Annotated in this window: 16 protein-coding genes; 9 read left to right on the top strand and 7 right to left on the bottom strand. The window is 53.6% G+C overall.

Annotated features, from left to right (window positions below; genetic code table 11):
* The first annotated feature begins 151 nt into the window (after positions 1-151).
* The gene (locus tag KZZ10_RS14895; protein ID WP_259662331.1) at positions 152-2437 is read left to right on the top strand and encodes an NADP-dependent malic enzyme; all 2286 of its coding nucleotides are present in this window, start codon (positions 152-154) and stop codon (positions 2435-2437) included.
* A gap of 84 nt (positions 2438-2521) precedes the next feature.
* Here the strand turns inward: KZZ10_RS14895 and KZZ10_RS14890 are convergent, their stop codons facing one another.
* The 7 genes from KZZ10_RS14890 to KZZ10_RS14860 all read right to left on the bottom strand — a co-directional run bounded on the left by KZZ10_RS14890 (position 2522) and on the right by KZZ10_RS14860 (position 8330).
* The gene (locus tag KZZ10_RS14890; RefSeq protein ID WP_259662330.1) at positions 2522-3823 is read right to left on the bottom strand and encodes a citrate synthase; all 1302 of its coding nucleotides are present in this window, start codon (positions 3821-3823) and stop codon (positions 2522-2524) included.
* A gap of 58 nt (positions 3824-3881) precedes the next feature.
* The gene (locus tag KZZ10_RS14885; RefSeq protein WP_259662329.1) at positions 3882-4142 is read right to left on the bottom strand and encodes an FAD assembly factor SdhE; all 261 of its coding nucleotides are present in this window, start codon (positions 4140-4142) and stop codon (positions 3882-3884) included.
* Positions 4143-4155: 13 nt separating this feature from the next.
* Positions 4156-4872, bottom strand: coding sequence for a succinate dehydrogenase iron-sulfur subunit (locus KZZ10_RS14880; protein WP_259662328.1), 717 nt, complete (start codon positions 4870-4872; stop codon positions 4156-4158).
* A gap of 23 nt (positions 4873-4895) precedes the next feature.
* Entirely contained in the window at positions 4896-6674 is a 1779-nt protein-coding gene (gene sdhA, locus KZZ10_RS14875) for a succinate dehydrogenase flavoprotein subunit (protein ID WP_259662327.1), read from the bottom strand.
* Between the two features lie 3 nt (positions 6675-6677).
* Positions 6678-7061 (bottom strand): succinate dehydrogenase, hydrophobic membrane anchor protein, encoded by a 384-nt coding sequence (sdhD, locus tag KZZ10_RS14870; RefSeq protein WP_259662326.1) that lies wholly within the window; start codon positions 7059-7061, stop codon positions 6678-6680.
* Positions 7061-7471, bottom strand: a complete 411-nt coding sequence (gene sdhC, locus KZZ10_RS14865; protein WP_259662325.1) for a succinate dehydrogenase, cytochrome b556 subunit — start codon at positions 7469-7471, stop codon at positions 7061-7063. Before sdhC ends, sdhD begins: the two co-directional genes overlap by 1 nt.
* Before the next feature lie 91 nt (positions 7472-7562).
* Positions 7563-8330, bottom strand: coding sequence for a GntR family transcriptional regulator (locus tag KZZ10_RS14860; RefSeq protein ID WP_259662324.1), 768 nt, complete (start codon positions 8328-8330; stop codon positions 7563-7565).
* Positions 8331-8557: 227 nt separating this feature from the next.
* On the opposite strand from KZZ10_RS14860, the gene KZZ10_RS14855 reads away from it, so the two are divergent.
* The 8 genes from KZZ10_RS14855 (at position 8558) to acnB (ending at position 18930) form a co-directional block, all read left to right on the top strand.
* Positions 8558-9547 (top strand): malate dehydrogenase, encoded by a 990-nt coding sequence (locus KZZ10_RS14855; protein ID WP_259662323.1) that lies wholly within the window; start codon positions 8558-8560, stop codon positions 9545-9547.
* A gap of 64 nt (positions 9548-9611) precedes the next feature.
* The gene (gene prpB, locus KZZ10_RS14850; RefSeq protein ID WP_259662322.1) at positions 9612-10505 is read left to right on the top strand and encodes a methylisocitrate lyase; all 894 of its coding nucleotides are present in this window, start codon (positions 9612-9614) and stop codon (positions 10503-10505) included.
* Positions 10506-10523: 18 nt separating this feature from the next.
* Positions 10524-11732 carry a bifunctional 2-methylcitrate synthase/citrate synthase gene (gene prpC, locus KZZ10_RS14845; protein WP_259662321.1) on the top strand — a complete coding sequence of 403 codons (1209 nt, stop codon included), beginning with the start codon at positions 10524-10526 and terminating at the stop codon, positions 11730-11732.
* Position 11733: 1 nt separating this feature from the next.
* Positions 11734-14328 carry a Fe/S-dependent 2-methylisocitrate dehydratase AcnD gene (acnD, locus tag KZZ10_RS14840; protein ID WP_259662320.1) on the top strand — a complete coding sequence of 865 codons (2595 nt, stop codon included), beginning with the start codon at positions 11734-11736 and terminating at the stop codon, positions 14326-14328.
* A 45-nt stretch (positions 14329-14373) separates the two neighbouring features.
* Positions 14374-15561 carry a 2-methylaconitate cis-trans isomerase PrpF gene (gene prpF, locus KZZ10_RS14835; protein WP_259662319.1) on the top strand — a complete coding sequence of 396 codons (1188 nt, stop codon included), beginning with the start codon at positions 14374-14376 and terminating at the stop codon, positions 15559-15561.
* The gene (locus KZZ10_RS14830; RefSeq protein ID WP_259662318.1) at positions 15554-15946 is read left to right on the top strand and encodes a hypothetical protein; all 393 of its coding nucleotides are present in this window, start codon (positions 15554-15556) and stop codon (positions 15944-15946) included. Before prpF ends, KZZ10_RS14830 begins: the two co-directional genes overlap by 8 nt.
* On the top strand, positions 15946-16218 hold the full coding sequence (locus tag KZZ10_RS14825) for a GNAT family N-acetyltransferase (RefSeq protein ID WP_259662317.1): 273 nt from the start codon (positions 15946-15948) through the stop codon (positions 16216-16218). The genes KZZ10_RS14830 and KZZ10_RS14825 overlap by 1 nt, the downstream gene beginning before the upstream one ends.
* Positions 16219-16350: 132 nt before the next feature.
* The gene (gene acnB, locus KZZ10_RS14820; protein WP_259662316.1) at positions 16351-18930 is read left to right on the top strand and encodes a bifunctional aconitate hydratase 2/2-methylisocitrate dehydratase; all 2580 of its coding nucleotides are present in this window, start codon (positions 16351-16353) and stop codon (positions 18928-18930) included.
* The last annotated feature ends 138 nt before the right edge of the window (positions 18931-19068 follow it).

The raw sequence follows: 19068 nt of genomic DNA, 5'->3' as shown, positions 1-19068 counted from the left end.
AAAGTATACCCTTAAGCCCTTAAATTTGCTGAAGTTTTGCTGAACCGATGTTGCAGTGCAAAATCGAAAGAGTCCAAAATGTGGTGCTGTGAGGGGCTCAGGGCGGTAAGCTTACATAGAGCTGTCTCACACAATCCTACTAAAGTGAATCATGGACGAAAACCTCTCCAAACTGGCCCTCGACTATCACGCCTACCCTACGCCTGGCAAAATCTCTGTTACGCCCACCAAACCCTTGGCAAACCAGGACGACCTGTCCTTGGCGTACTCGCCCGGCGTGGCCGCAGCGTGCATGGCAATTTACGCAGAAGGCGATGAGGCGGCTGCAAAATATACGTCCCGCTCCAATCTGGTTGCTGTGGTCACCAACGGCACGGCAGTTCTTGGCTTAGGGAACATTGGTCCCCTCGCGGCTAAGCCCGTGATGGAAGGTAAAGGGTGTCTCTTTAAAAAGTTTGCAGGTATCGATGTTTTCGATATCGAACTCGCTGAGACGGATCCCGACAAGCTCGTGGACATCATTGCCGCGCTGGAGCCTACGCTGGGCGGTATCAACCTTGAGGACATCAAGGCACCGGAGTGCTTCTACATTGAGCGCAAACTGCGCGAACGTATGAAGATCCCGGTCTTCCATGACGACCAGCACGGGACAGCGATCATTTCTTCCGCAGCCATCATGAACGGCTTAAAGGTTGTCGGCAAGCGCATGGAGCAGGTCAAGCTTGTGGTGTCGGGCGCTGGCGCTGCGGCGATTGCATGCCTCGATTTGCTTGTGCACTTGGGTATTTCCAAGAAAAACATTTTTGTTTGCGACTCCCGTGGTGTGATCTGGGAAGGTCGTGAAACAGACATGGAAGAAAACAAAAAGCGCTACGCGCAGCAAACCTCGCTACGCACACTCGCCGAGGCGATGGTGGGTGCAGATGTTTTCCTGGGCTGCTCAGCCGCTGGTGTCGTCAACGCTGAAATGGTCAAAAGCATGGGGACGCAGCCATTGATTTTGGCGCTAGCTAACCCCGAGCCCGAGATTCGTCCAGAAATCGCAAAGGCTGCCCGCCCAGACTGCATCATCGCAACAGGCCGCTCTGACTACCCGAACCAAGTCAACAACGTACTGTGCTTCCCCTTTATTTTCCGTGGGGCGCTCGACGCTGGTGCAAGCCGCATCACCGAAGAGATGAAACTCGCTTGCGTCAAAGCAATCGCCGAACTCGCCGAAGCAGAACAAAGCGACGAGGTCGCACAAGCCTATGCAGGACAAGACTTAACCTTCGGTCCAGACTACATCATTCCGAAACCGTTTGACCCAAGACTAATCGTACAAATCGCTCCAGCTGTCGCGCAAGCTGCAGCAGACTCAGGCGTTGCTCGCCGACCGATTAAAGATATGGAGGCCTACAAGCAAAAGTTGCTCGCGATGGTCTATCACTCTGGTCAACTGATGAGCCCGCTCTTTACGCAGGCTAAACGCGCGCCCAAGCGCGTGATCTATGCCGACGGTGAAGACGAACGCGTACTGCGCGCCGCACAAACCGTCTCCGATGAAAAGATCGCTCACCCAATTCTGATTGGTCGCCCTTCCGTGATCAATATGCGAATCAAGAAAATGGGCTTGCGCCTTGAGGCTGGTAAAAATTTCGAGATTGTCGATCCGGAAGATGACGTGCGCTTCACTGAGTCTTGGACCGAATATTATCGACTCAAGGGGCGTGACGGCATTACGCCCACGATTGCGAAGGCCATGGTTCGCAAGCACAACACCTTGATAGCTGTACTACTCCTCAAGCGTGGCGATGCGGATGCTGTGCTGTGTGGCGTGACTAGCCGCTTTGACAACCAGCTGAAGTATGTCGAAGACGTCATTGGTCTGCAGCCCGGTGCCTCCACCTTTGCCACAATGAATGTGTTGATGCTCCCGGACCAGACCTTGTTCATCTGCGATACCCATGTCAATGAGAATCCGAGCGCTGAACAGGTTGCAGAGATGACGATTCAAGCAGCTGCTGAAGTGCGTCGCTTCGGGATTGTGCCAAAGGTCGCCCTGCTATCCCACTCTAACTTTGGCAGCAGGCCAACTGATTCATCCCGCAAAATGGCCCATGCGCGCAAGATGATTACAGAGCGTGCACCAACGCTTGAAGTCGACGGAGAGATGCACGCTGACTCTGCATTGTCCGAAAGCATCCGTATGGCAAGTTATCCAGACAGCACATTGAAAGGCTCAGCGAACTTGCTGATCACGCCCAATCTGGATACCGGCAACGTGACCTACAACCTATTGAAGATGACAGGCAGTAATGGCATCGCCATGGGTCCTGTGTTGTTGGGTGCTGCACGTCCGGTCCATATCCTCACAACCAGTGCAACGGTACGACGTGTCATCAACATGACCGCACTTGCCGTGGTTAACGCACAAATGGAAGCAGAGAAAAGATAGACAGAGCCTCCAGATAAAAAAAGACTGCCACTTGGCAGTCTTTTTTTTCGGCAGTCACGTCACGACAACCACATCGTACTGTGTCTAGCGCTTTGGCACGTGGCGCGATACTGAGCCTTGATACAACTGACGTGGACGGCCAATCTTGTATTCAGGATCAGAGATCATCTCGTTCCACTGAGCAATCCAACCCACTGTACGAGCCAGGGCGAAAATTGCTGTGAACAAGGCTGTCGGCACACCAATTGCTCGCTGAACAATACCCGAGTAGAAGTCAACGTTCGGATACAACTTACGATCGACGAAGTACTTGTCTTCAAGTGCGATACGCTCCACTTCCATCGCAAGCTTGAACAGTGGATCGTTTTCAAGACCCAACGCTGCAAGTACTTCTTTGCAAGTCTGCTGCATCAGTTTTGCGCGTGGATCGTAGTTCTTGTAGACACGGTGTCCAAAGCCCATCAGACGTACGCCAGAGTTCTTGTCTTTAACTTGCTCCATGAACTCGCCGACTTTAGCCATGCCACCTTTGGCCTGCAATTCTTCTAGCATCTGCAAGCAGGCTTCGTTTGCGCCACCGTGAGCAGGGCCCCACAAACACGCCACACCCGACGCAATCGCTGCGAATGGATTGGTGCCGGACGAACCGCACAGACGAACCGTTGAGGTCGACGCATTCTGCTCGTGATCTGCGTGCAAAATAAAGATGCGGTCGAGTGCGCGCTCAACAACTGGGTTCACCACATACTCTTCGCAAGGTGTCGCAAACATCATGCGCAAAAAGTTACCGGTGTACGACAAATTGTTTTGCGGGTAGATGTAAGGCTGACCTTGTGAATACTTATAGGCCATCGCAACAAGCGTTGGCATCTTAGCGATCAAACGAATAGCGGATACATGACGATGATGCGCATTCGTGATGTCTGTCGAGTCATGATAGAACGCAGACAATGCACCGACCAAGCCCGTCAACACAGCCATGGGGTGTGCATCGCGACGGAAACCGCGCAGGAAGAAATGCATCTGCTCGTTGACCATTGTGTGGTGCATCACGAGACTATCGAACTCTTTTTTCTGCGTGCCGTCTGGCAGTTCGCCGTTCAGGATCAGGTAGCTGATATCCATGAAGTCGCAGTTAACAGCAAGCTCTTCGATTGGGTAGCCGCGATACAACAACTCACCCTTGTCGCCATCGATGTAGGTAATGTCGGACGAACATGACGCTGTCGAAAGAAAGCCAGGGTCATAGGTAAACAAACCCGTTTGACCATAGAGCTTACGGATATCGATGACCTGAGGGCCCACCGAACCGTCGTACATTGGAAAATCGACGGAGGGACTGCCGTCAGAGAACGAGAGCGTAGCTTTTTTGTCGGACAGTTTCATCGTTGGGTTCCTTCAGTAAAGTTCTCAATTCAATACAAGGCTAGCGGTCGTGACCTATCTAAGCCGCACGCAACTGCGTTAATACAGATTTAACCTCTGGCTTGTCGAGCGCACCTTCGGGTTCGGTTCGGGCCAAAATCAAGTCTAACAATTCATTATCACCCAACTCAAAAAGCTGGGTCAGCGCACTGACGTCAAGGTCGGTCAAGTCGGTCTCGTGCGCATCCAGATATCTCGTGATGATGAGATCGTTTTCTAACAGACCGCGGCGTGCACGCCAACGTAGGCGTGTGCGATCGAGGTCTGAAAGTTTGCTCATTTCTTAAACGATCCTATACCGTGCGTCGCACAAGCATTTCTTTGATCTTGCCGATTGCGCGCGTTGGGTTCAACCCTTTCGGGCACACATCCACACAGTTCATGATGGTGTGACAACGGAACAAGCGGTAAGGGTCTTCAAGGTTGTCCAGACGCTCGCCGGTTGCGTGATCACGCGTGTCAGCAATAAAGCGGTAAGCCTGCAACAAGCCAGCCGGGCCCACAAACTTGTCCGGGTTCCACCAGAATGATGGGCACGACGTTGAACAGCATGCGCACAAGATGCATTCGTACAAGCCATCGAGCTCTTCACGAGCAGCAGGCGTTTGCAAGCGCTCTTTCTCAGGAGGAGGCGTATCGTTGATCAGGTACGGACGAATTGAATGATACTGATTGAAGAAGTGCGTCATGTCGACAATCAGGTCGCGAATGACTGGCAAGCCAGGCAACGGACGCAACACAACGGGCTCGGTCAGTTCGAGCATGTTGGTCGTACAAGCCAAGCCGTTTTTGCCATTGATGTTCATGGCATCTGAGCCGCACACACCTTCACGGCAGGAGCGACGCAGGGCCAAGCTGTCATCCACGTCCATCTTGATACGCATGAGCGCATCAAGCAACATTTTGTCTGTGGGCTGCAGCTCGACTTCAAGCTTTTGCATATAAGGGCGCTCGTCCTTGTCTGGATCGTAGCGGTAGATTTCAAACTTCACGATGCGTTTAGTGCTCATGATGTGTTCCAGGTGTCCTGATCTTAGAATGTACGCGTCTTGGGAGGAAAGCTCTCAACAGTGAGTGGCTGCATCTGCACGGGTTTGTAGTCGAGGCGGTTACCTTTCGAATACCAGAGCGTGTGCTTGATCCAGTTGTCATCGTCGCGTGTGGGGAAGTCATCCAACGCATGCGCACCACGACTTTCTGTGCGGGCAGCCGCAGAGTGAATCGTCGAGCGTGCTACTTCGATCATGTTGCTCAGCTCAAGCGCTTCGATACGGGCAGTGTTGAACACCTTCGACTTGTCTTGGAAAGCGATGTTATCGACTTTCTCAGCCAACGCATCGATCTTGTTGACACCTTCCTTGAGCGAAGCCATGGTGCGAAAGACGCCGCAGTGCTGCTGCATCGCGTTACGAATTTCGTTCCCTACCACCTGAGTGCGCTCACCCTTCGTACGCGACTCAAGCTTGTTGACGCGATCCAAGGAGAAATCCACTGATGCCTGTGGCAGCGGCTGATGTGAACGCTGACGTTCTGGATGCGCAGCAACAATGTGATTGCCCGCAGCGCGACCAAACACGATCAAATCAAGCAGGGAGTTTGTACCCAGACGGTTTGCACCGTGGACAGACGTGGCCGAGCACTCGCCAATCGCATATAGACCATTAACGATTTGAGCCTCTTTACCATCCCAAACCGTCACTTGACCGTGGTAGTTGCAAGGAATGCCACCCATCTGATAGTGAATGGTTGGAACAACCGGAATAGGCTCTTTCGTTGCATCGACGTTGGCAAACTTGTGACCAATTTCGAGAATAGAAGGCAAACGCTTGTTAATGACGTCAGCACCCAAGTGATCCAGCTTCAAGTGCACATAAGCACCGTCCGGACCGCAGCCACGCCCCTCTTTGATTTCCTGGTCCATACAACGCGAAATAAAGTCGCGTGGCGCCAAGTCCTTAAGAGTTGGTGCGTAGCGCTCCATGAAGCGCTCACCATCTTTATTCAACAAGATGCCGCCTTCGCCGCGCACACCTTCCGTGATGAGCACGCCTGCGCCCGCCACCCCCGTTGGGTGAAACTGCCAGAACTCCATATCCATCATCGGGATGCCTGCTCGAGCAGCCATGCCCATGCCATCGCCTGTATTGATAAAGGCGTTGGTCGAAGCCGCCCAAATACGTCCAGCACCGCCGGTTGCGATCACGGTGGTCTTGGCTTCAAAAATATAAATTTCGCCGGTTTCCATCTCGAGTGCGGTCACACCCAAAACATCACCCGCATCGTTACGAATCAAATCAAGGGCCATCCACTCAACGAAAAACTGCGTGCGCGACGCGACGTTGCGCTGATAGAGCGTGTGCAACAAAGCATGACCGGTACGGTCAGCCGCCGCACAGGCGCGCTGGACAGGCTTTTCGCCAAAGTTAGCGGTATGACCACCGAACGGACGCTGATAAATCGTGCCATCAGGGTTACGGTCAAAGGGCATACCAAAATGCTCAAGCTCGTAGACGGCGTTAGGCGCCTCACGACACATGAACTCGATCGCATCCTGGTCACCTAACCAATCCGATCCTTTCACTGTGTCATACATGTGCCAGTACCAGTTGTCCTCACTCATGTTGCCAAGCGAAGCACCGATACCACCCTGAGCGGCAACCGTGTGCGAACGGGTTGGGAACACTTTGGACAACACAGCCACGGACAGTCCCGCATTTGCGAGCTGCAACGAACAACGCATACCGGCACCGCCGGCACCCACGACCACCACATCAAACTGACGGCGCGGTAAAGAAGATTTGACAGCAGCCACGGCTTAATTTCTCCAGAGGATGTGTACGAAGTACACGACCGATCCGACCAACCACAAAATAGTCAGAACCAGTAAAAAGAGGCGAAGGCCTACGGGCTTAACGTAGTCCATCCAAATGTCACGCACACCAATCCAGGCATGCCACGCGAGAGAGATCATCGCGAGCGTTGCCAGAATCTGCCCCATCGGAATGAAGAAACAGGTGAACGTGAAAAGATTTTTCCAACCAGCGTAGGTGAACCCGGACATCGTTAAGATGCCCACAAGTAGCACAAGCGTGTAAACAGCCAAGATAATGGCGGTCACGCGCTGGATAATGAATTCGCTTGTTCCGTAATGCGCACCAACAACCAAGCGCTTGGGACCAATTTTTTCAACGGGAACCATTACCAGACTCCGAATAGTTTGAGTGCAAAGACAACCGTCAGCGCGAGGCTGACGCCCAAGACCAGACTGGCGCTTTTGGCAGCGGACTCTTTATCGACTCCGATGTGCATGTCGAGCACGAGGTAGCGTATGCCCGCACAGAAGTGATGCAGGTAACCCCAGATCAACACCAGCAAAATGAGCTTGACTAATGGGAAGCCGACGACTGTCGACATCGCTTTGAACCCCGCCTCAGACGAGAAGCTCATGGCAAACAGGGCAATCAAGCCCGGCAAGCAGAGGAACAAGAGGGCACCGCTCACGCGATGCAGAATTGACACTTTGCCAGCCATTGGCAAGCGATACGCCATCAAATCGGTGATTCCGATATTGCGGAACTGAGGACGCGGCTTAGCAGCTGAGTCAGACATAACGACCTCGACGAAAAAACAATTAACTAGGGATAAACACTCTACTTTCGCTTAACGCGAGCCTTGCGATTAAATCAACTACAAACTTCTTTTAATTCAAGCTATTACGGTAATAATACTGACTGGTCACATAGTGCCCAACGCGCAATTCTACTGGACGATTCGCGTACGTATAAGAAATCCGCTCCACGCAAAGTAAGGGTATTCCAGGTTCAACACCGAGGCACTTTGCGATTTCGATTTCAGCGAGCTCGGCGCGCAGCTTTTCTTCAGCGCGCACCATACTAATTCCGAACTCAGACTCGAACATTCCGTAAAGAGGCCCTGAGTACCCGTTGAGTAAATCTGCACTAAGCCCTTTAAACAGCGCACCGGGTAAATATATGTCGTCCACCACCGTTGGCGTACCTGCAAACGACAGCAGTCTGCGAATCGCCACAATGGGATCTCCTGACTTCAGCTCTAACGCCCGAGCCATTTCGGCATTCGCCCGGATCCGCCGACAGTCAAGCACCCGGCTCTCAGCGGGCTGGGGCTCACCTTCGTTGGAAGCGAGGCGCAGAAACCTGAATCGGACGCGGGGCTCATGGTGGGTCGAGACAAACGTACCTTTTCCCTGCCTGCGCGTCAGCAGATGCTCTGCCGCAAGTTCGTCTACAGCCTTTCGCACAGTGCCTTGGCTAACCTGAAACCGCGAAGCTAACTCAATTTCGCTGGGGATCGATTCGCCAGGCTTCCATTCGCCGGCGTCAAGCGCCTGCACCAGGAGGGCTTTAATCTGCTGGTAAAGCGGACTAAAAGCCGCCGCACTCGCGACCTGCCCCAATGGGAGATTTCGACCGCGTGCGGAGTCAGACATGACAGGAGACGTAAAAATTCATAGCAATATTGTGACATAGCCTGCCCCACAAGTCCACTACTCTTGTGTCTTATATAAGATATAAGATTATTGACGCTTTGCACAATTTGGACTAGCATTCGACGCAGATTTCAGTTGTCTCGCCGACGAGGTTAGCGGGACAGCAAAAAAGCTAAACTCGCTATTAATCCATCCCCACAATCCTCTCAGTTCTTTCGGAGATAGTTATGTCCAAACCCGCCGTGCGTGTTGCGGTCACTGGCGCCGCAGGCCAGATCGGTTACGCCCTCTTGTTCCGTATCGCTTCGGGTGAAATGCTCGGCAAAGATCAGCCGGTAATTTTGCAGTTACTCGAAATTCCTGACGAAAAGGCCCAAAAAGCACTCAAGGGCGTCATGATGGAACTAGATGACTGCGCGTTTCCTCTGCTGCAGTCCATGACCGCGCACAGCGACCCTGTCGAAGCCTTTAAAGACGTAGAAGTTGCCCTGCTAGTCGGTTCGCGTCCTCGCGGCCCAGGCATGGAGCGCGCTGACTTACTCGCTGTTAATGCCGCAATCTTTACCGCTCAAGGTAAAGCACTGAACCAGGCTGCCAAGCGTAACGTTAAAGTATTGGTCGTGGGCAACCCCGCCAACACCAACGCATACATCGCCATGAAGTCCGCACCAGACCTGCCTGCGAAGAACTTCACCGCCATGCTGCGTCTCGACCACAACCGCGCATTGTCGCAACTCGCCACCAAGATGGGTAAGCCTGTTGCCGACATCCAGAAGCTCGCCGTCTGGGGCAACCACTCACCCACTATGTATGCAGACTACCGCTTTGCAACCATTGGCGGCCAGAGCGTCGAGAAACTAATTAACGACGCTGCCTGGAATCGGGATGTGTTCTTGCCCACAGTTGGCAAGCGTGGTGCAGCGATTATCGAAGCGCGTGGCTTATCCTCAGCAGCCTCGGCTGCCAACGCAGCCATCGACCATATTCGCGACTGGGTGTTGGGCACAAACGGTAAATGGGTCACGATGGGAGTCCCCTCAGACGGCTCCTACGGAATTCCAGAGGGCACCATGTACGGCGTACCAGTTACCTGCGAAGGCGGCGAATACCATCGCGTAAAAGATCTCGCAGTCGATGCCTTCTCACGAGAGCGCATGGATCTGACGCTCAAAGAGCTCATCGAAGAGCGCGACGCTGTCGCACACCTTCTGAAGTAACTACTGCAGCAACGGGCCCATGCAAGGGCCCGTTTTTTTTTAAAGCTTTGTTCCGGAGACAAGCATGTCCAAATTAACCACAGCAGGCCAGCGTTTTCGCGAGGCTCTCGCAGCAGAACAACCACTGCAAATTATTGGCGCGATTAATGCCAACCATGCACTACTTGCTAAGCGTGCCGGCTTTAAGGCCATCTATCTCTCCGGTGGCGGTGTCGCCGCTGGGTCGTTGGGCATGCCAGACCTGGGCATCATCTCTTTGGACGACGTACTCACAGACGTTCGCCGTATTACCGACGTGTGCGACACGCCACTGATCGTTGATATCGACACAGGTTTTGGCCCGTCGGCTTTCAACATTGCACGCACAATCAAAGGCCTGACAAAATTTGGCGCAGCAGGATGCCACATCGAGGATCAAGTGGGCGCCAAGCGTTGCGGTCACCGTCCAGGCAAAGAGGTGGTCTCAACCGAAGAAATGCGCGACCGCGTCAAAGCAGCCGTTGACGCACGTACCGATGACAGCTTCTACATCATTGCCCGTACGGACGCAATTGCTTCGCACGGTGTTGAAGCTGGGATCGAGCGCGGCTTAGCTTGCATGGAAGCCGGTGCCGATGCGGTCTTTGCAGAAGCTGCCTATGACCTCGAGACTTTTGCAAAATTCAAGAAAGCCACGGGCGCCCCTTTGCTCGCGAACATCACCGAGTTTGGCAAGACACCGTTGTTTTCAGTCGAAGAGCTCAAATCAGTGGGCGTCAATATGGTCCTGTACCCACTTTCAGCCTTCCGTGCAATGAACAAGGCTGCAGAGACGGTGTATCAAGCCGTCAGGCGCGATGGGCACCAACGCAACGTAATCGACATCATGCAAACGCGTGACGAGCTGTACGATCGTATCAACTATCACGCATTTGAAAGCAGCATCGACACTTTATTCGCGCAAGGCAAGTCCAAATAATTTCGAAAGGAATACCTCATGGCAAGCAAAAAGAAACCCGTCACAGCATCGGCAGCGAAGTCTGTCGCGGCAGCCGCCCCCGCAGCTGCACCCACCTTCAAGCCAAAGAAGTCAGTCGCCTTATCAGGCGTGACTGCCGGAAACACTGCCCTGTGCACCGTTGGTCGCAGCGGCAATGACCTGCACTATCGCGGCTACGACATTCTCGACTTTGCTGACACGAGCGAGTTCGAAGAAATTGCCCACCTGTTGATTCACGGCAAGCTTCCGAACAAAGCCGAACTCGCTGCATACAAAGCAAAGCTGCGCTCACTGCGCGGCTTGCCCGCACAATTGCAAACGGTGCTCGAGTCATTGCCTGCTGCCAGCCATCCAATGGATGTCATGCGCACAGCTGCCTCGACACTGGGCTGCATCCTGCCAGAGAAAGACGACCACAACATTCCCGACGCACGCGACATCGCCGACCGCCTCATGGCCAATCTGGGTTCGGCTCTGCTTTACTGGTACCACTACAGCCACAACGGTCGTGTCATTGACGTACAAACTGACGACGACTCAATTGGCGCACACTTCCTGCACCTGCTACATGGCAAGAAACCCAATGAAGACTGGGTTCGCGCGATGCACACGTCTTTGATTCTTTATGCAGAGCACGAGTTCAACGCTTCAACCTTCACCTGCCGTGTCATCGCAGGAACAGGCTCGGATATGTACTCCGCTATCTCGGGCGGTATCGGCGCACTGCGCGGACCCAAGCATGGCGGTGCGAACGAAGTCGCCTTCGAAGTTCAGAAGCGTTACGAAACGCCGGATGAAGCAGAGGCAGACATTCGTGCGCGCGTCGAGAACAAAGAAGTCGTTATCGGCTTTGGCCACCCTGTCTACACCATCTCCGATCCTCGCAACAAGGTCATCAAAGACGTTGCCCTGCGCTTATCGAAGAAGGCCGGCACGACCAAGATGTATGACATCGCGGACCGTCTCGAGGGTGTGATGTGGGATGCCAAGAAAATGTTCGCGAACCTCGACTGGTTCTCGGCAGTGTCGTATCACATGATGGGTGTACCCACAGCAATGTTCACACCGCTTTTTGTGATCGCGCGCACCGCTGGTTGGTCCGCACACATTATCGAACAGCGCATCGACAACAAGATTATTCGCCCAGCCGCCAACTACGTCGGACCCGATGATCAAAAATTTGTACCACTCGCCAAACGTCGCTGATATGAACTCTGCAAACCGCAAGCCCCTGCCGGGCACCAAACTTGATTACTTTGACACGCGTGCCGCCGTTGATGCAATCAAACCAGGCGCCTATGACAAGCTCCCTTACACCTCGCGTGTATTTGCCGAGAACCTTGTACGTCGATGCGACCCAGCCACGCTGACCGCATCGCTGTCGCAAATTATCGAACGCAAGCGCGACCTCGACTTTCCGTGGTTTCCTGCTCGCGTCGTTTGTCACGACATTTTGGGTCAAACTGCTTTAGTTGACCTGGCAGGCTTGCGGGATGCGATTGCAGCACAAGGCGGCGACCCTGCTTTAGTCAATCCCGTTGTGCCCACACAGCTGATCGTTGACCACTCGCTGGCGGTGGAGTGCGGTGGCTTTGATCCTGATGCGTTTGAAAAGAACCGCGCGATCGAAGATCGACGCAACGAAGATCGGTTTCATTTTATTAGCTGGACCAAGAAGACATTCAAGAACGTAGATGTCATCCCCCCAGGTAATGGCATCATGCATCAGATCAACTTGGAGCGTATGTCGCCAGTGATCCATGCGCTGGATGGCGTGGCTTTCCCTGACACACTAGTTGGCACAGATAGCCACACACCACACGTAGACGCTTTGGGCGTCATCGCAATCGGTGTAGGTGGCTTGGAAGCAGAAAGCGTTATGCTCGGCCGCGCCTCCTGGATGCGCCTGCCTGACATCATTGGCGTAGAGCTCACGGGCAAGCTTCAGCCCAATATTACGGCTACTGACCTCGTATTAGCTCTAACTGAATTCTTGCGCAACCAAAAAGTCGTGTCGTCCTACCTGGAGTTTTTTGGCGAAGGCGCTTCGCACTTAACGCTCGGTGATCGCGCGACGATTTCGAACATGACACCTGAGTATGGCGCAACAGCCGCCATGTTCTACATCGATCAACAAACCATTGACTACCTCACCCTCACAGGGCGTGAAGAGGCTCAAGTGAAGCTGGTCGAGACTTACGCTAAGCAAGCTGGCCTGTGGGCAGATAGCCTCAAGGGTGCCGAGTACGAGCGTACACTGCGTTTTGACCTGTCGACTGTTGTGCGCAATATCGCAGGCCCATCGAACCCGCACCGACGTGTGCCGACAACAGAGCTCAAAGCCCTCGGTATCTCGGGTAAAGTCGAGAACGAGCCTGGTTTGATGCCCGATGGCGCAGTCATCATCGCCGCCATCACCAGCTGCACAAACACCAGCAACCCCCGCAATGTGATCGCAGCAGGCCTGCTCGCGCGCAATGCGAATGCCCGTGGACTCACACGTAAGCCTTGGGTGAAGAGTTCATTAGCGCCAGGATCAAAGACAGTCGAGCTCTACCTGCAAGACGCACAGCTCCTCTCAGAGCTAGAGAAGCTCGGTTTTGGTATCGTCGCTTTTGCTTGTACAACGTGTAACGGTATGAGCGGTGCACTTGATCCCGTGATTCAGCAAGAGATCATTGATCGCGACTTGTACGCGACTGCGGTGCTGTCTGGCAACCGTAACTTCGACGGTCGTATTCACCCGTATGCGAAGCAAGCGTTTCTAGCTTCGCCCCCACTTGTTGTGGCGTATGCGATCGCTGGCACCATTCGCTTTGATATTGAAAAAGATATCTTGGGCATCGATCAGCTAGGCAAGCCCGTGACGCTCAAAGACATCTGGCCAACAGATGCAGAGATCGACGCAATCGTCGCGTCGAGCGTCAAGCCAGCACAATTCCGTAAAGTCTACGAGCCTATGTTCGCTGCGACCGTCGATACCGGCGAAAAGTTGAGCCCCCTTTACGACTGGCGAGCACAGAGCACCTACATTCGTCGCCCGCCCTATTGGGAAGGTGCGCTTGCTGGAGAACGGACTCTGAAAGGCATGCGTCCGCTGGCTCTGCTTGGCGACAACATCACCACAGACCACTTGTCACCCTCGAACGCCATCATGATGGACAGCGCCGCTGGTGAGTATCTACACAAGATGGGCCTGCCTGAGGAAGACTTTAACTCGTACGCCACGCATCGGGGAGATCACCTCACCGCGCAGCGTGCAACCTTCGCCAACCCTAAGCTCATCAATGAGATGGCCGTAGAGAACGGCAAGGTCAAGCAAGGCTCACTCGCGCGCATTGAACCCGAGGGTAAGGTAACACGCATGTGGGAAGCGATTGAAACCTACATGGAGCGCAAGCAGCCTCTGATCATCGTTGCAGGCGCTGACTACGGACAAGGCTCGTCGCGTGACTGGGCGGCCAAAGGTGTTCGCCTCGCAGGCGTTGAAGCGATTGTGGCAGAGGGCTTTGAGCGTATCCACCGCACGAACCTCGTGGGCATGGGCGTTCTGCCCCTGGAATTCAAGTCTGGCGTCGATCGCAACACACTAAAATTAGATGGTACAGAAATGTACGACGTGATCGGTCAACGCGTACCACTTGCGACCCTGACGCTCGTCATCACTCGCAAGAACGGTGAGCGAATTGAGGTCCCCGTGACCTGTCGACTGGATACGGCCGAAGAAGTCTCGATTTATGAAGCCGGCGGTGTGTTGCAGCGTTTTGCGCAGGATTTTCTTGAATCCACAGCAGCCGCTTAAAGCAGAAAGCAACCGCACAAAGAATCTTTTTCAGGAAGTTATGACATGTCCCATGCACCACAAATAAAAGTTCCTGCAACCTACATGCGCGGCGGTACAAGTAAAGGTGTGTTTTTTCGTCTTCAGGATATGCCCAAAGACGCACAAGTTCCAGGTGCCGCTCGCGATGCATTTCTGATGCGCGTGATTGGCAGCCCAGACCCCTACGGCAAGCAAACCGACGGCATGGGTGCAGCGACCTCGAGCACGAGCAAGACCGTCATCCTCTCAAAAAGTACCCGTCCTGATCACGACATCGACTATCTGTTTGGTCAAGTGTCCATCGACAAGCCATTTATTGACTGGACCGGTAACTGCGGCAATCTCTCTTCTGCAGTGGGTCCGTTCGCGATTAGCAACGGTTTAATCGATCCCAGCCGCATTCCACAAAATGGCACCTGTACTGTGCGCGTTTGGCAGGCGAACATCGGCAAGACTATCATCGCCCATGTTCCGATGACTAACGGTGCTGTGCAAGAGACCGGCGACTTTGAGCTCGACGGTGTCACCTTCCCTGCCGCAGAGGTGCAACTTGAATTCATGGATCCAGCCGCTGACGAGGAAGGTGCGGGCGGCTCCATGTTCCCAACAGGTAACTTGATCGATGACCTTGAGGTGCCTGGGGTGGGAACTCTCAAGGCCACCATGATTAACGCAGGCATACCCACCATTTTTGTGGATGCTGCCGCAGTTGGATTTACGGGGACTGAGTTGCAAGACGACATCAATAGCGACTCTGAAAAGCTCGCCATGTTTGAAAAAATACGCGCTTACGGTGCTTTGCGTATGGGTCTGATCCAACACCTGGACGAAGCAGCGAAGCGTCAACACACACCGAAAGTCGCCTTTGTCGCCAAGCCGACCGACTACGTTTCCTCCAGTGGGAAACTGGTTGCTGCAAGCGATGTAAATGTGTTGGTGCGCGCTCTATCGATGGGCAAGTTACATCACGCGATGATGGGAACGGTTGCAGTCTCCATTAGCGCTGCGGCCGCCATACCAGGTACGACCGTCAACCTGGCGGCCGGCGGCGGCAAACGTGATGCCGTACGCTTTGGTCATCCGTCCGGCGCATTACGGGTTGGCGCGGAAGCGGCACTGATCGATGGCGAATGGAAAGTTACCAAAGCAATCATGAGTCGCAGCGCACGCGTTTTAATGGAAGGCTGGGTTCGGGTGCCGCACTATGTCTGAGTACATTGCCGTTGCACTAACCTTTAGTTTCAGCCTCTTTATTGCCTGCAGTTTTGTCTTTGTGATCTCGGGTGTCTATTTGTTTCTCTTCAAAATCAAAGAAGCGAATCAACTGTATAAACACCCCTACCTTCGCGAAAAGAACTTTAACCAATTCACGATCAGCATCCGCCTCACCATTGTTCTGGATTATTTTTTGCGTACGCTGTTTTCACGTACCAATCTTTGGTTTGCAAAGAACGCCAATCAACTGCTATCGCACGTAGACCCCAAAGAGCTCCCGATGAGTGTGCGTTGGCCCATTGTTGGGCTTTGGGGCAGTTGTATCATTGGACTCGTCTCGATGGTGACACTTTGGGCGACGCTCATCTTGGGATCCAAATAATGTATGACATCCAACACGACTCTGCAGCAAACCGCTTTTCTCTCATGATCGAAGGTCATCGCTGCGTTCTAGACTATGCACTGACAAACGACACCATGACCATTACGCACACTGGGGTCCCAGAGGCCTTGGGAGGGCGCGGCTTGGCGGGCGAGATCACACGCTTTGCGTTGGAACACGCAAAGCAACAGGGCTGGAAGGTTGTCCCACGCTGCAGCTATGCTGCGGTATACATCCAACGTCATCCGGAATATGCAGTTTTGGTAGCCTAAATCCACGATCAGCTAGTTAGAGCTAAGACCTGCTTTAACTTAAGTCTTATATAAGATATAAGACACTTGCCGCTGGACCCGCTTCACTTTACAATCTAATTTACTTATCTTCCTCACCTCAAAGGCGCTCCCATGCTCGAAGCCTATCGCCAACATGTTGCCGAACGCGCAGCCCTCGGCATTCCTCCTCTTCCCTTATCAGCTCAACAAACAGCAGATCTGATTGCTCTGCTGCAATCGCCTCCGGCCGGTCAGGGCGAAGCGCTGGTTGAACTCATTACGCATCGCGTGCCAGCGGGCGTAGACGAGGCAGCGAAGGTGAAGGCAGCCTATCTTGCCGCAGTGGCGAGCGGCAAAGAAAAGTGCTCCCTCATCTCGCGTGCCAAAGCAACTGAGTTATTGGGCACCATGCTTGGCGGCTACAACATCGGCCCAATGGTCGAATTGCTCGACGATGCCGAAGTAGGCAAGATCGCAGCAGAAGGCCTGAAGAAGACACTACTGATGTTTGACGCATTCCATGACGTCAAAGAAAAGGCCGCTAAAGGCAATGCAAACGCGAAAGCTGTCATGCAAAGCTGGGCTGATGCCGAATGGTTTACTAGCCGTCCTGAAGTCCCCAAGAGCTTGACAGTCACGATTCTCAAAGTGACTGGCGAAACAAACACGGATGACCTCTCTCCCGCTCCGGATGCTTGGAGCCGTCCTGACATTCCCTTGCACGCCCTGGCGATGCTCAAGAACCCGCGTCCTGGAATTGAACCGCAAGAACCCGGCAAAATTGGACCGATCAAGTTCATCAACGATTTAAAGAAGAAGGGCCACCTCGTCGCCTACGTTGGCGACGTCGTTGGCACGGGCTCGTCGCGCAAATCGGCGACAAACTCTGTTCTATGGTTTACGGGCGAAGACATTCCTTTCGTACCGAACAAGCGTTTTGGTGGCGTATGTTTGGGCAACAAGATTGCACCGATCTTCTACAACACGATGGAAGATGCTGGAGCCCTGCCAATCGAATTGGATGTCTCCAACATGAATATGGGCGACGTCGTTGAACTGCGTCCCTACGAGGGCCAAGCCCTGAAAGATGGCAAAGTGATTTCGAAGTTTGAAGTCAAATCTGACGTTCTGTTCGACGAAGTTCGTGCTGGCGGTCGTATTCCGCTAATTATCGGTCGCGGATTGACTGCCAAGGCGCGCGAGGCACTCGGTTTGCCTGCGTCAACCCTCTTCCGCTTGCCAACCAAGCCGGCTGAGAGCAAAAAAGGCTTCACACTTGCCCAGAAAATGGTGGGTCGTGCTTGTGGCTTGCCAGAGGGCCACGGCGTTCGTCCTGGCGCCTACTGTGAGCCACTGATGACATCCGTTGGGAGCCAGGATACAACGGGTCCGATGACACGCGACGAACTAAAAGACCTCGCATGTTTGGGCTTCTCTGCTGATTTGGTTATGCAGTCGTTCTGCCACACCGCAGCCTATCCGAAACCGGTCGACGTGAAGACCCAGCACACGTTGCCGCAATTCATGAGCAACCGTGGCGGTATTTCGCTGCGCCCAGGCGACGGCGTGATTCACTCTTGGCTCAACCGCATGCTCTTGCCTGACACAGTTGGCACGGGCGGCGATTCGCACACCCGATTCCCAATTGGCATCAGCTTCCCAGCAGGCTCAGGTCTGGTGGCGTTTGCTGCAGCGACGGGGGTCATGCCACTCGACATGCCAGAATCTGTACTAGTGCGCTTCAAGGGCAAAATGCAGCCTGGCGTCACCCTGCGTGATTTGGTCAGCGCGATTCCGCTGTATGCAATCAAAGCGGGCCTGCTGACTGTCGAGAAGCAAAACAAGAAAAACATTTTCTCGGGTCGTATTCTTGAAATCGAAGGCTTGCCAGATCTCAAAGCCGAACAGGCGTTCGAACTGTCAGACGCTTCGGCTGAACGCTCCGCGGCTGGCTGTACGGTTCGCCTGAACAAAGAGCCCGTCATTGAATACATCAACAGCAACATCGTGATGTTGAAGTGGATGATTGCCAATGGCTACGACGACGAGCGCAGCATCCGTCGTCGCATTGAAGCAATGGAAGCATGGCTGGCCAACCCACAGTTGCTCCAGCCTGACGCTGATGCAGAATACGCAGCCGTGATCGAGATCGATCTCGCTGATATCCACGAGCCAATTGTTGCTTGCCCGAACGATCCTGATGACGTGAAGTTCCTGTCTGAAGTCGCTGGCTCCAAGATTGACGAAGTGTTTATCGGTAGCTGCATGACCAACATCGGTCACTTCCGCGCCGCTTCGAAGTTACTTGAGGGTAAGCGTGATATGCCCGTTAAGTTGTGGATTGCTCCGCCAACCAAGATGGATGCAGCCCAACTCACTGAGGAAGGTCACTACGGCGTGTTCGGTGTAGCCGGTGCACGTACCGAAATGCCAGGATGCTCTTTGTGCATGGGCAACCAAGCACAAGTACGCGAAGGCGCGACGGTCATGTCAACCAGTACACGTAACTTTCCCAACCGTTTGGGTAAGAACACGAATGTGTACCTTGGCTCAGCTGAGCTCGCCGCGATTTGCTCGAAACTTGGCCGCATCCCGACCAAAGAAGAGTACATGGCCGACATGGGTGTGATCAAAGAAAGCAGTAAGGATATCTACAAGTATCTTAACTTTGATCAAATTCCTGACTACAAGGATGTTGCCGACGCAGTTTAAGCACTGCTGTTCGTAACACCACAAACACCCGTCTTGCGCCTCGTGCGCTTGACGGGTGTTTTTTTATCTCACCAGATCAAGCGAACCTGACAGTGGGATCGGGCCATTGTTCGTTACACTAGTGTTCTCTCAGCTTGC

Origin of the sequence: Zwartia hollandica, from assembly GCF_019923725.1 — a bacterium.
Taxonomy (GTDB): domain Bacteria; phylum Pseudomonadota; class Gammaproteobacteria; order Burkholderiales; family Burkholderiaceae_B; genus Zwartia; species Zwartia hollandica.
The sequence above is the reverse complement of the archived record's forward strand: the minus strand, read 5'-3'. Positions and strand labels throughout refer to the sequence as shown.

What these genes read in the sequence shown, in the direction of transcription:
- KZZ10_RS14895 (WP_259662331.1), top strand. Translation starts at nt 152, where the DNA reads ATGGACGAAAACCTCTCCAAACTGGCCCTCGACTATCACGCCTACCCT.
- KZZ10_RS14890 (WP_259662330.1), bottom strand. Translation starts at nt 3,823, where the DNA reads ATGAAACTGTCCGACAAAAAAGCTACGCTCTCGTTCTCTGACGGCAGT.
- KZZ10_RS14885 (WP_259662329.1), bottom strand. Translation starts at nt 4,142, where the DNA reads ATGAGCAAACTTTCAGACCTCGATCGCACACGCCTACGTTGGCGTGCA.
- KZZ10_RS14880 (WP_259662328.1), bottom strand. Translation starts at nt 4,872, where the DNA reads ATGAGCACTAAACGCATCGTGAAGTTTGAAATCTACCGCTACGATCCA.
- sdhD (WP_259662326.1), bottom strand. Translation starts at nt 7,061, where the DNA reads ATGGTTCCCGTTGAAAAAATTGGTCCCAAGCGCTTGGTTGTTGGTGCG.
- sdhC (WP_259662325.1), bottom strand. Translation starts at nt 7,471, where the DNA reads ATGTCTGACTCAGCTGCTAAGCCGCGTCCTCAGTTCCGCAATATCGGA.
- KZZ10_RS14860 (WP_259662324.1), bottom strand. Translation starts at nt 8,330, where the DNA reads ATGTCTGACTCCGCACGCGGTCGAAATCTCCCATTGGGGCAGGTCGCG.
- KZZ10_RS14855 (WP_259662323.1), top strand. Translation starts at nt 8,558, where the DNA reads ATGTCCAAACCCGCCGTGCGTGTTGCGGTCACTGGCGCCGCAGGCCAG.
- prpB (WP_259662322.1), top strand. Translation starts at nt 9,612, where the DNA reads ATGTCCAAATTAACCACAGCAGGCCAGCGTTTTCGCGAGGCTCTCGCA.
- prpC (WP_259662321.1), top strand. Translation starts at nt 10,524, where the DNA reads ATGGCAAGCAAAAAGAAACCCGTCACAGCATCGGCAGCGAAGTCTGTC.
- acnD (WP_259662320.1), top strand. Translation starts at nt 11,734, where the DNA reads ATGAACTCTGCAAACCGCAAGCCCCTGCCGGGCACCAAACTTGATTAC.
- prpF (WP_259662319.1), top strand. Translation starts at nt 14,374, where the DNA reads ATGTCCCATGCACCACAAATAAAAGTTCCTGCAACCTACATGCGCGGC.
- KZZ10_RS14830 (WP_259662318.1), top strand. Translation starts at nt 15,554, where the DNA reads ATGTCTGAGTACATTGCCGTTGCACTAACCTTTAGTTTCAGCCTCTTT.
- KZZ10_RS14825 (WP_259662317.1), top strand. Translation starts at nt 15,946, where the DNA reads ATGTATGACATCCAACACGACTCTGCAGCAAACCGCTTTTCTCTCATG.
- acnB (WP_259662316.1), top strand. Translation starts at nt 16,351, where the DNA reads ATGCTCGAAGCCTATCGCCAACATGTTGCCGAACGCGCAGCCCTCGGC.